Source organism: Paenisporosarcina sp. HGH0030, assembly GCF_000411295.1.
Classification (GTDB): Bacteria; Bacillota; Bacilli; order Bacillales_A; family Planococcaceae; genus Paenisporosarcina.
This window is the reverse complement of record NZ_KE150423.1, coordinates 66,159-78,105: the sequence shown is the minus strand read 5'-3', so window position 1 is coordinate 78,105 and position 11,947 is coordinate 66,159. Positions and strand designations below refer to the sequence as shown.

General features: G+C 37.7%; 15 protein-coding genes. 1 reads left to right on the top strand and 14 read right to left on the bottom strand.

Annotated elements, in window-relative coordinates:
- Positions 1 to 10 precede the first annotated feature (10 nt).
- From HMPREF1210_RS15120 to HMPREF1210_RS15065, 12 genes are all read right to left on the bottom strand, one after another.
- On the bottom strand, positions 11 to 331 hold the full coding sequence (locus HMPREF1210_RS15120; RefSeq protein ID WP_016429565.1) for a multidrug efflux SMR transporter: 321 nt from the start codon (positions 329 to 331) through the stop codon (positions 11 to 13).
- A gap of 40 nt (positions 332 to 371) precedes the next feature.
- Positions 372 to 701 carry a multidrug efflux SMR transporter gene (locus HMPREF1210_RS15115; protein ID WP_016429564.1) on the bottom strand — a complete coding sequence of 110 codons (330 nt, stop codon included), beginning with the start codon at positions 699 to 701 and terminating at the stop codon, positions 372 to 374.
- Positions 702 to 732: 31 nt separating this feature from the next.
- On the bottom strand, positions 733 to 1,605 hold the full coding sequence (locus HMPREF1210_RS15110) for a Cof-type HAD-IIB family hydrolase (RefSeq protein ID WP_016429563.1): 873 nt from the start codon (positions 1,603 to 1,605) through the stop codon (positions 733 to 735).
- Between the two features lie 87 nt (positions 1,606 to 1,692).
- Positions 1,693 to 2,475, bottom strand: a complete 783-nt coding sequence (locus HMPREF1210_RS15105; protein ID WP_016429562.1) for a DeoR/GlpR family DNA-binding transcription regulator — start codon at positions 2,473 to 2,475, stop codon at positions 1,693 to 1,695.
- Between the two features lie 27 nt (positions 2,476 to 2,502).
- Positions 2,503 to 3,516: an ABC transporter ATP-binding protein gene (locus HMPREF1210_RS15100; protein WP_016429561.1), complete on the bottom strand. Its 1,014-nt coding sequence runs from the start codon at positions 3,514 to 3,516 to the stop codon at positions 2,503 to 2,505.
- On the bottom strand, positions 3,516 to 4,370 hold the full coding sequence (locus HMPREF1210_RS15095) for an ABC transporter permease (protein ID WP_016429560.1): 855 nt from the start codon (positions 4,368 to 4,370) through the stop codon (positions 3,516 to 3,518). Before HMPREF1210_RS15095 ends, HMPREF1210_RS15100 begins: the two co-directional genes overlap by 1 nt.
- Positions 4,367 to 5,221, bottom strand: coding sequence for an ABC transporter permease subunit (locus HMPREF1210_RS15090; protein WP_016429559.1), 855 nt, complete (start codon positions 5,219 to 5,221; stop codon positions 4,367 to 4,369). Before HMPREF1210_RS15090 ends, HMPREF1210_RS15095 begins: the two co-directional genes overlap by 4 nt.
- A 114-nt stretch (positions 5,222 to 5,335) precedes the next feature.
- Positions 5,336 to 6,169 (bottom strand): alkaline phosphatase family protein, encoded by an 834-nt coding sequence (locus HMPREF1210_RS15085; RefSeq protein WP_016429558.1) that lies wholly within the window; start codon positions 6,167 to 6,169, stop codon positions 5,336 to 5,338.
- Entirely contained in the window at positions 6,159 to 7,271 is a 1,113-nt protein-coding gene (locus tag HMPREF1210_RS15080; RefSeq protein WP_016429557.1) for an ABC transporter substrate-binding protein, read from the bottom strand. Before HMPREF1210_RS15080 ends, HMPREF1210_RS15085 begins: the two co-directional genes overlap by 11 nt.
- A 490-nt stretch (positions 7,272 to 7,761) precedes the next feature.
- Positions 7,762 to 8,484, bottom strand: coding sequence for a ZIP family metal transporter (locus HMPREF1210_RS15075; protein ID WP_016429556.1), 723 nt, complete (start codon positions 8,482 to 8,484; stop codon positions 7,762 to 7,764).
- A 146-nt stretch (positions 8,485 to 8,630) separates the two neighbouring features.
- Positions 8,631 to 9,638, bottom strand: coding sequence for a DUF4179 domain-containing protein (locus tag HMPREF1210_RS15070; RefSeq protein ID WP_016429555.1), 1,008 nt, complete (start codon positions 9,636 to 9,638; stop codon positions 8,631 to 8,633).
- Positions 9,622 to 10,152 (bottom strand): sigma-70 family RNA polymerase sigma factor, encoded by a 531-nt coding sequence (locus HMPREF1210_RS15065; RefSeq protein ID WP_036660347.1) that lies wholly within the window; start codon positions 10,150 to 10,152, stop codon positions 9,622 to 9,624. Before HMPREF1210_RS15065 ends, HMPREF1210_RS15070 begins: the two co-directional genes overlap by 17 nt.
- 261 nt (positions 10,153 to 10,413) lie before the next feature.
- Between HMPREF1210_RS15065 and HMPREF1210_RS17420 the strand changes: the two genes are divergently transcribed.
- Positions 10,414 to 11,004: a DUF899 family protein gene (locus HMPREF1210_RS17420; protein ID WP_051123244.1), complete on the top strand. Its 591-nt coding sequence runs from the start codon at positions 10,414 to 10,416 to the stop codon at positions 11,002 to 11,004.
- A gap of 57 nt (positions 11,005 to 11,061) precedes the next feature.
- On the opposite strand, the gene HMPREF1210_RS15055 is transcribed toward HMPREF1210_RS17420, so the two are convergent.
- Together HMPREF1210_RS15055 and HMPREF1210_RS15050 are read right to left on the bottom strand one after the other, a co-directional pair.
- Entirely contained in the window at positions 11,062 to 11,403 is a 342-nt protein-coding gene (locus HMPREF1210_RS15055; protein ID WP_016429552.1) for a zinc ribbon domain-containing protein YjdM, read from the bottom strand.
- A gap of 167 nt (positions 11,404 to 11,570) precedes the next feature.
- Positions 11,571 to 11,930, bottom strand: coding sequence for a PilZ domain-containing protein (locus tag HMPREF1210_RS15050; protein ID WP_016429551.1), 360 nt, complete (start codon positions 11,928 to 11,930; stop codon positions 11,571 to 11,573).
- Positions 11,931 to 11,947 lie beyond the last annotated feature (17 nt).

The window sequence follows — 11,947 nt, the reverse complement described above, 5'->3', positions numbered from 1 at the left end:
TACCCTGATATTAATGTCCAGAAGTCATTTTAATACCTACAGCCCCTGTAATTATACACATAATCAATAGGGTTAATCTTAAACTTCTAGGTTCATTAAAGAATATCATTCCTGCTAAAACACTTCCAACAGTGCCGATAGCGGTCCATATTGCATAGGCAGTTCCCACTGGAAGAGAAGTTAATGACAAAGAAAGAAAATAAAAGCTTAAACTCCCAAAAAAAAGACACGCTACAGAGGGGAGAATTTTTTTAAATCCGTCTGCAAGTTTCAAGCTTATAACACTACCAATCTCGGCAAATCCGGCAATAAGAAGAAAAATCCAATCCATCGAATCATCCCCTAACCTTATATAAATCATTTCATTTTCTTTAATGTTTAGGTTGTGCTGGACCTATTTTTATTCCAATTATTCCTAGTATCATTAAAGCCACAAAAAATACTTTCAGTGGATTAATGGTCTCTCCCCAAAAAAGCATCCCAGTTACTACAGTTCCCACCGTTCCCAATCCAGTAAAAATGGCGTAACCAGCTCCTAAGGGAATTGAGTGTAAAGCCTTTGAAAGTAAAAAGAAACTAAAGATTATGATAATTATCGTTACTATACTAGGTATAACTTCGGTGAATCCGTGTGAATATTTAAGACCGATCACCCAGACAATTTCCAAAAACCCTGCCATTATGATATATATCCATGCCATCTTTTATCGCTCTCTCCTTTGGCATTGACACTTATTTTTGAACTACGAAGTTCTCCATATATCGATAAATCGCATGAGCTACCCCATCCTCGTCATTTTTAAGGGTTGTCGTTGTACAAACAGTTTTTATGACATCTTTCGCATTTCCCATCGCTACGCTGTATCCAACTTTCTGGAACATGGATAAATCATTGTTGCTATCCCCGATTGCCATAGACTGATCTAAGGAGCCATTCATCAAGATCGCCAATTTTTCGAGGGCCATTCCTTTTGAAGCACTTTTACTTGTAATTTCAATGTTATGATCAGCAGATGAAACAACCATCAACTCATCAAACTTTTTGAATTGGTTCCATGCATCCTCTAACTTCTTTTTATCAAAAGAACAAGCTAAAATGTTATAGAATTCTTCCTCCTGTTTTAAGATATCATGATAGTTTTCAACTAAAACATATCCAAACTGGTCAAATTGCCTTTCCGCTACTTCAACTAATTCTTTCATATCTGTATTCAACTCTGCGCTTTTCAAACTATTAATCTCATTCTGGAAATGTTCTCTTCCCTTTTTAAGAGTATAAATGGCTTTATCAGTAAACACTTCGTAATAATAATTCCGTTCATCTAACCATTGGAGAATAGATTGGACACAATCTTTAGTTATCGTAACAGAAGAAATGCGCTTTCCGCTTTTTGAATGAATAGTTGCGCCATTTGTCCCGATTACAAATGGGGAAATCCCGGCTTTTTCACAAATTGTTTGAACGTCAAAATAAGCCCGTCCTGTTGAAATAACTACTTCAAAGCCTCTATCTTGGGCATATTGAATCGCCTTTATATTTTCTTCACTAATTTCATTCTTGTCGTTTAATAATGTTCCGTCTAAATCTATCGCAATGAAACTCATGGCTATATAGCTCCTTTCTCATTCTAGCTATTAAATTATCTTTCTAGCTTTTTTACCTACTATCAATAAAAATCTAATCAAATAAGACTATGCTAGATTCCAATTGATTTCCTCTAATTTTGAATGATTTCTCCATTCCTCTGGAAATGGTTGCTCGCTGACAATCACATCGACTTTTTCTAGAGGACAAACTTTACAAAATGTTTCAACACCAATTTTAGAGTAATCCGTTAGTAATATAACTTGCTTTGATACCTCGACCATCTTGCGTGAAACTAATGTTTCATGTAAATGATAATTACTAACTCCACTTTGAATGGAAACACCACCAGCTGAAATGAACGCTTTATCAATATTAAATTGATTTAACATTTGTTCAGTGAGACTGCCGCTTATAGATTGATGCTTTGGATCAATTTGTCCTCCTAATAATAGAATTTGTCCTGTAAACTTATTTTGATTGAGCTTTTCAGTCAACACAGACGACACAGGAAGAGAATTGGTTAAAATCGTAATGTCTTTTTTATTTTCAATACACTGCGAAAATTCAAGCATGGTTGTCCCTACATCGATGGCAATCACATCTCCGTTAGAAATGAGTTCTACTGCTTTTTTTCCAACCTTGACTTTCGCTTCTTGATTCACTGTTGTACGCTGTGTAAATGGAGGCTCCTCAAATTCAAAGACTGTTTTAATCGCTCCACCGTAAACCCTTTTTAAAAGTCTTTTTTCCTCTAATATCATCAAATCGCGTCGAATCGTTTCCTCTGAAACATCAAACTGATTAACTAATTCCATCACTTTTACTTTTCCCATTATGTTAAGTTCTTTTAAAATTTCATTCTTTCTTTCTTCTGGAAAAACGGACATATTTCTTCCCCCGTGATCATTAATAATTTAATAAATAATGCATTCTTTCTTCGGTACAAGAATATGAACGTGTGCTCCTTGCTCAAACATATTCCCTCGGTGGTGAAGATAGTCTACAAGGAAAGCGGACTCCTCTGTTTCTACTTCATATCTTAAAACATTCCCTATCATGGAAACATCTTTAATAAACCCTTTAATTACCCAGTTCTCTTGTAAATCCACGCTATCGTCACCAACAGAAACTAATTGTAAAACTTCAGGACGAATCGCGACTTCATTCCCTTTTATTTCTGTGCTGCGAACAAGTTTACGGAAAACTTCCAAATTACAAACATTATAATTTCCGATAAATTTTGCAACAAATGTATTGGCTGGAGAAGTATAAATTTCTGATGGAGAACCGGATTGTACAACTTGTCCTTTATTCATGACAAAAATTCGATCAGACATCGTCATTGCTTCTTCCTGATCATGAGTAACAAAAATAGTTGTAATATCTAATTCTTTCTGTATTCTCTTTAATTCTTTTTGCAAACTTTTTCTAATTTTCGCATCCAATGCACTTAACGGCTCATCCAAAAGCAGTACTTTCGGCTCCATGACAAGCGCACGAGCAAGAGCAACCCTTTGCTGTTGCCCGCCAGATAACTGATGAGGATAAGACTCTTCTTTTCCTATTAAATCAACCATATCAATCATCTTTTTCACTCTTGATTTAATATTTTTCACCTTCTTCATTTTAAGGCCATACGCGATATTATCAAAAACGCTCATATTCGGGAAAAGCGCATAAGACTGAAATACCATACCGACTTCACGCTGACGCGGTGATAAATTAGTAATATCTTTTCCATCGATTGAGATTATTCCTAAATCTACGTCTTCAAGCCCCGCAATGGAACGTAATAATGTACTTTTTCCGCATCCGCTTTGCCCAAGAAGTGTAGCAAATTCTCCTTTTTTTAGTATTAAAGAAATGTCATTTAAAACGACTTGATTTTCATACCCCTTAGTCACTTGATCAATGGTTACATAGCTCATTATTTTTCACCTTCTAAAGTAGTATTTTTATGAAATGAAAGAAATCGCTTCTTATTTGACACGACAGTTTTTTTTTCGTTTTTAAACGTAAGTTTTAATACAGTCCCCGTTAAAAGCAAAATCATTGAATAATAAGTAATAACAATTGCACTTGTTAAGTGACCACTGCTATTTAGTTTGTCGGCAAGATAAATTTGAAGAGTTTCAAATCGGCCCCCGACAAGCAAATTGGCAAAAGCAAACTCACTAAATAAAAGAGCGACTGATAATAAGGTAGAAACTAAAATACCAGAAATAATATTTGGAAACACCACCGTGCGAAACGCCTGGAATTTTGTAGCACCGAGTAGTTCAGCTGCATCAACAAGTTGCACAGCATTAAGCGTACTAAGACTGTTACGAATACCTTGATACATAAAAGGCAGAATCGTTATGAAATAAGCACCGATTAAAATCCAAGGTGTTCCGGCAATTTGAATCGGTCCATCTGAATATATCTTGATTAAACCAACAGCTCCAACAATGGGTGGAATTCCATAAGGAAGCATAGCTGCTGCTTGAAGTAATCCTTCCCATTTACTGAAATATACCGTGATGATAAAGATAGTAGGAAGCATAATAACAACACTAAGACCTACAGACATGACAATTAAAAACAGCGTTCGTCCAAAAGCATCATAAAACCGTTCATCTTGAAATAATTCAATATACCATTGCATTGTATAACTCTCAGGTAAAATGGTATGATCCCATTTACCGGCAATCGAGAATAAAAATGTTCCTACAAGAGGAATTAATAAGTAGATAACTAATAACCCAACAATCACTTTATGAAAAGTCAATGAAGCTTTCATCGTAAATCCCTCCTAATGCGACGCATCATTCGTCCATTAAACCACATCGCCCCTATCATAGTCGCTGCTAGAAGAACTCCCAACGCACTACCTAACTGCGGCTTTAGGGCAACGTCACTAGCAACTAGAGAGGCAATTTGCAATGACAATAAGTTATAGTTGCTGCCGACTAATGCATAGGCTGTAGCGTAAGCTCCCATCGCATTAGCAAACAAAATACTGAATGTACCTACAATACTAGGTAAAAGAACTGGAATCCCAATGTGACGCCAAAACGAGACTTTTGACCCTCCTAATAATGAAGAGGCTTCTTTCCATTGTTTCTTAATCCCTTGATAAGACGGGTAGATGAGCATAACAGCAAGCGGAATTTGAAAATAAACATAAACAAGAATGAGGCCTGTCCATGAATATAAATTAAAATCCGCAAACACATCCCAACCAATCTTAGAAAAAAGCAACGTAAACAACCCATTGTTTCCAAGTAAAATAATATATGAAAATGAAAGGGGAATTCCCTCAAAGTTCGAAGTCATATTGGTAATCATTAGTAAGCGATTTTGTATTTTTTGTGAGAATTTTGTTAACGAATAGGCTGCTATGACTGCTATAATCACAGAAGTTACAGCAGAAAATAAGGAAATGACAAGGCTATTTTGAATGGCTTGTAAGTAAAATTTACTTTTAAATATAGTAATATATTGATTAATCGTAACTTGAATTCCATCGTCTGCATAAAAACTATTTTTAATCATTGCTACTAATGGTCCTATTTCAAATGCAATCACAAACATAATAAATGGCAGTAAAAGAGCTAATAAGTAAATTTTTTGTTTTTTTATTTTTCGCAAGACTTCTCGCCCCTCTATGTTCTCTATTAATTTGGGAATTGGTCTAACAATACGTTTGTTAAACCAATTCCCATTACCTAGATCTTCATTTTAATGTTGAATCGTGCATCTTTTTTAAAGGGTAATTTTCCCTTTCAGACCTGGCAGTTGATATGAAATCATCTTATTGGATGGCTCAATATTTAAAAGTTCACAAACAAGCGGTGCAAAAGCTAATTGCGGAACCACTTCACTGTAAACGCCAGGCTCAACTTTTGGACTCATGATAAAGAGCGGTACATCTCGCTCACCATCAGTTATGCCGCCATGGTTGCCAGATTCACTCATGCCATGATCAGATGTAATTAAAATGTGGTAACCTTCTTTGATCCAAATTGGTAAAAGTTGTGCCAACAAGCTTCCCATTTTTAAGATTTGTTCACGATATTCTTTCGATTCCGAACCGAAAATTTCTCCTTTTACATCTACACCGAGCGGATGAATATAGAGAAAGTGTGGGTCATGCTTTCTTCTCAAAGCTTCTGCATCCATTAACACATGACTGTCTGGATAATCATCATCCCAATAAAATTTTCCATATTGAATCGGCGTAGACTCATCCTCTTGCTCACGATCTTCAATAAAATGGAATGGCGCACGATTATAAAGTTCGCTTACCCAGTAATAAGATGCCGTCCCGTTTCTTAAGCCGTTTTCTTTCGTAAGATGAAAGAGACTTTTCTCAGTAGATAAACGCACGGCTTGATTGGACGTAATTCCGTTCACTGATGCTGGTGTTCCCGTTAGTAACACTTCATATAATGGACGAGAAAGACTTGGGAGTTCCGACTTTACTTTGTAAAGTGCTGCCTGATTTGTTTCAACTAAATGTTGAATAAATCCAAGAGTCTCACATGCTTTATCGTATCTCATACCATCAACAACAATTGCTATTACTTTATTTGACATGGACTAACACCTCTTCTTGCCAAAGCTGCGGTAAATTTTTTGCCGTTTCTTCCCAAGCTTTGTAATCTTCAATTGGTTTTGCATTTTTGTACTGTACTTCTGGAACCATTTTTTCAGCTACTTCTTTCGGCAGTTCTACATCGCGAATTGGACGGGCAAATCCTTTCGCTAAGTTAATTTGTCCTTCATCGCTTAAGATATATTCTCTAGTTGCCATCGCCGCATGCGGATGCTTTGCATATTTGTTAATAATAGTTGCGTAGCCGCTTACGACTGAGCCTTCACTTGGAATGGCTACTTCAAATTGATCACGGTCAATTTGGTCAGCGTAACCAAGAGCATTGAAATCCCAAACAAGGGCAACTTCCACTTCCCCTTTTTCGATGTTAGCCGGCTTGGCATCCGTTAAGCTAAGGCGACCTTGCTTGGCAAGCTTAGCAAAAAAGTCAATTCCTGGTTGGAGATTTGTTTCATCACCACCGTAAGCGATAGCGGCAGCAAGAACGGCCATTTGGTTCTGAGTACCACGCTGAACATCTCCAACTGTTACTTTATAATCTCCTTTTAATATGTCATCCCAAGATTTTGGCGGGTTATCTACTAATTCTTTATTAGTAAAGAATGCAATCGTTCCTTGGTAGCCAACAACCCAATCTCCGTTGTCATCTTTTGCCCAGTCAGGTACCTCGTCCCAATATGAAGTTTTATATGGCGTCGTTAATTCTTTTTGTTCCGCGATTGGCCCAAAGGAAATTCCTACATCGCCGATATCAGCTGTTGCATTCTCTCCTTCAGATTCCATTTTGGCAATCTCTTCGGCACTGGATAAATCTGTATCGCTGTGTTCCAGTGTATATTTTTGCTTCACTTCATTCCACGTTTCTCCCCAGTTAGCCCATGAATCAGGCATACCAACACTATTAATTGTCCCCTCTTCTTTTGCCTTTGTTTCAATTTCTTTCAGGGTTAACGTACTTGGATCCTTAACAACTGGAGCTGCCTCCTCTTTAGAAGCTCCACAAGCAGCTAATCCTAGTACACTCGCTCCTAACATCAAAACTTGAATAGACTTGTAACAATTCTTCTTGAATTTGTAATTCATAAAATTGCCTCCAATTAGTGTGGGATTTTTAATGTTTGCTACTGTTTGTTACGGTTTAATCATAATCATTCATTATTAATCCCACATTGATCCAATGTTAAGGTTATGTAAATCAGTGCTTTATTTGTCCAATTCATCATTTTCAAGTGGTCATGTTGTTAACGGGTGCGCTTGATTCAACAGAACCATACCCATTGAGATGATGGGAAGAATCTCAATGGGTATGGAATGAAGCAACTGCTAGCAGTGTTGGTGATGGGGGTAACGGCAAACTGGTTTTCAGTGCAAGCAGTCGTAATCAGGGTGGTTCCCTTCTTATGTTAATCACTTCTCTCTTCCTGATTGTTTCAGTAAATCGTCTTGCTCTTCCAAAGTGGCAATAGGTTAACTCGGTTAATGTTTTCTCCATCACAAACATCCCCGCTGAATTTTTCTGTCAGCGGGGACTTGATAGGTTCACTATTAGTACTTACTAGTAGGTGTGAATTAATTAAACTAACGCAAAGTAAGCACCAATCAAACCAAACCCAAGAAGTGTCAGTATAAAAATTTGTTTGGATGTTGCCTCGTGAATGGATTCAATTAATATCTCTTTTACCGTTACCATATAAATCATCCCAATGGACAGACTGATAAAAGTTGACCAGAGAAGAGGATAATCCATCCCTAATTTACTTCCTACATACGCACCACCCGCAACTGGCAATGAAACAAGCATTGTAAATATCAACAATGCCCTTTTCCTCACTCCCGCTACAAGTAATGGAGTGAAGACGATCATCCCCTCCGGAATATTATGCAGGAGGATTATTTGTAGAATGGAACGAGATAAACTGGTGTCCTGAGCAGCACCTAAACTTATTCCTATAGGAATGTTATGTATGGAAATACCGATCAGCAGCATCACGCCTGTGTAAAATGCGACTCGCTTTTTACCACCCTTTTCACTCACTACATGAAACCTGAAGAACCCGTGCAAAAAGTTGAACAAAAGCACCCCTGCTAAAAACCCTCCATTAAAAGTAAACCAATTGCCGAGCTCTATTGCTTCTGGAGCAACTTCAAAACTCAGTAACCCGAGAATCAACCCTGCACATAAACACAGAACCGCATCGGTGTTCTTCTTGAGTCCCCTAATCCCCCAAGCAATGATTCCCCCTAGACCAAAACCGAACGCCGTAAATATTGTGCCCATCGCCAAAATTGAAGACATCCAAATCACCCTCACGATCCTTTTCTCTATGGTTATATGGGTTATGGCACGTATTTATGAACCGAAATGTAAGCCTGTAGTATTGCAAAATCAAAAAGAACCCTAAATCCAAAACAACATGGACTTAGGGTTTCATTCACTCTTCATCAATCATTGGTTTTGGTCAGTTCCACTTCTTCGTTCCCCACGATTAATTGCAGCTTTTCCGCATGAACGAAAGATGAGATTGGAAACGTAGTTGAAATGAGGGTGTACCCTTTCTTGACCGTCATGTTAGTACTACCCGCCTCATATTCTATTCCTTGTTCATCCACCACTTTCATAATAGCGAATGGGGTTTCCGTTGGTTCTCCATCTATAGAAATGGTTAGAGAAAGGGATGTTGGATTGCCATTCGCTTTTACTATCTTAATCTTGTCAGACTCGCGTGCCACGTATTCCACGACTTCAAATGGTTTTGCAGCCTTATTCAATGGCAAATTCCACTCACCATCAATTTTTTTAAATTCTCCATTTGCATATTGTACATTTATACTTTCCACCTCTATTACAGCATTTGACAATGCCGGAAAATTACCTTCCGTGGAATCAAATACCGTGTCAAATTGGGCTATACCAGTTTTCTGTTCAATAATCGGGTTCATAACATGCACGCCAACTGAATAATCGCTTTTACCGTATAGAGGCTTTGTATCTGGAATAAATTCCACAATATATTCCCCGTCACCATTCTTCAACCGCACATCTAGGGATATCCATTCTACCTTTCCACTTAACAATGTAGGATCCTCGAACAACAACTGAAAGCTGAATCCAATTTTATTGTAATCAGAGAAGTAACTGTCGAGTGTAATCCGCACGTTCTCATTCGTTGCCGATTGATCGGTTTCTTCTGCAAACCCGGCATTCACCGCTTGTTCAATTCCTGAGTCGTTGAACTTGAAGATTCCAGAAATCGCTGCTTTGACAGGTTCACTTGTCGAGGCTATCCCGACAATTAATAAGCAGCAGGCAGCTGCGGTCATTCTCATCCATATGTTATGTTTCTTTTTCTTTTTCGATTGGAAGCGAATCTTCTCGTATGTTTGATCCAGCCTTTGCCTCACATGGTCCGGAATTTCTTTGACGAACTCGTCATTAAACTCGTTGCTCATAGCCAATCACTCCTTTTTGTTTATCATGATTGATTCGTAGTATGGCTTTCGCTCTCGAAAGTCGTGACTTGATTGTTCCTTCGGGCTCCTTTAGAAACTCGCCAATTTCCTTGATATTCATCCCGACGATGTAATACAGCTCAATGGCCGTTCTGTAATCTGCATTCAAGGAAGACAGTTCCTCTTCCAGCTCCATTTTCAATAAAGCAGGATTATCTTTTTCTCGAATTCTTTCCATATCGACCAGTTGGACGGTCCTGTTATTTTTCTTCAATAGGCTATTGCAGTTATTGATTAAGATCTTGCATATCCACGTATTAAAATATTCCGGTTTTTTTAACGTCGGCAGTTTTTCAAACGCTGTCATGATGGTTTCTTGCATGGCATCAGCCACATCTTCATCGTGATTCAGATATTTACTGGCTACTCTATAAAGAACATTTTCGTATTGCTTTATTAATTGGACAAATGCTTCACCGTCCCCGCTCTTCGCTTTCTTCACCAAAGCTTTCATATTAACCACCCATACACCTCCCTGTTGTCGGGACTAAGTTGCATTCCCTTGTTTCTGTTTCAAAAGATTAGATAAACAATTCGGTTCAATGGTTGCATGTCTTTAAAAAATCCTCACTCGCCAAAAATGTTTCACACTATATACAACTAATCTATAATCCTAATTTTCTCACATCCATTAACTATTTTTTGTGAAGTAAAGGAGATTTTTTCCTTTGTGGAGAATACATCAATTACTTGCCAACCAGAAAGGGTGCTCGGGATGTTGAAAATCAATGCGGAGATTGAAGAACTTGAGAAAGAAATCATGGAAAAAAAGCAACATTTGAAGAAATTAAAAAAAGCTGCTCCGTACATTCCTGTGAAGAACTACGAGTTTATAAAAAGTGACGGTCAGTCCATTTCTTTACTTGAACTTTTTGGAGATTGCAATGAATTGATTGTTGTTCACAATATGGGGAAATCCTGTTCATACTGCACGATGTGGGCGGATGGTTTTGTCGGAGTGTACGATTATCTTTTACTTAAAGCACCATTTGTTTTGGCTACGCCAGATTCTCCGGAAGTTCAACAATCGTTCGCTAAAGAACGAAATTGGCCATTTCCGATGGTTTCGACGATAAAAAGTAGTTTCAAAAAGGATATGGGATTTGAAAGAGACAATTACCAATATCCTGGAGTTTCGACCTTTAAAAAAGAAGCAGATGGCGTCATTTATTTGGTCGCAAACGATGCATTCGGACCTGGAGATGATTATAGCTCACCATGGCACTTCTTTGACTTGTTAGATTCAGGTGTTGAAGGTTTTAACCCAAAGGCAGTGAAAAAAGGGAAGATGATCCAATCTTTATAATGAAAAACCGCTTACTCCTAAATGGAGTAAGCGGTTTTTCATTGAACAAAGCTGTATTTAGTTCTTCTTAACAAACTCAGATTTCAACTTCATAGCTCCAAAACCATCAATTTTGCAATCGATATCATGATCACCATCAACCAGACGGATACTTTTCACTTTTGTTCCTATTTTCAGAACAGATGAACTTCCTTTTACTTTCAGGTCTTTGATGACGGTTACGGAATCACCATCAGTCAATACATTTCCATTTGCATCTCTAACTACTTTATCTTCATTACTATTTTCATCCTTTGATTCCAGCGTCCACTCATGTGCACATTCCGGACAAACCAGCATATTCCCATCCTCATAAGTATAAGCTGAATGGCATTTCGGGCAATTTGGTAAAACTGACATAAATTTATTTCCTCCAAGCATTATTTTAATTCCATAGACAAAGGTTCGTCTCAATCTATTTTTTCACGATAAGTATTTCCTTCACAAGTATACACCGCATCCCGCAAATATAAAAACCCGGTCAGTTGTATTCCTGATCGGGTCTTTAAGCATAATCGGGAAATGATTCAATCCATTTCCATTGGATTTCCTTTACGCTGACGAATTTGATAATAGTTCAATTGCTTAAATAACTCAGAAGAAGTATCTTGGTTCACTTCAAATCCAACACCGTATTCAATATCATGCAATCTTATGGACTTACGAATAATAGATCCTTCCAATAAAAAAGGACTACCTAAAATTTCAAAACGACATGTTACTTGTCTCTCCAATGGAATATCCATAGATGAGATGAATTTCAAGCCTCTCACACTTACATTTTCAATCTCTACCGGCATGAAGAAGATTGCTCCATCCAATGAAATTTCTGCGTTGATTGATTGATGAAATACCACTCGAAAAAACTCGCGACGATTCTCGCTCATTTCGTTTCCCTCCAGTT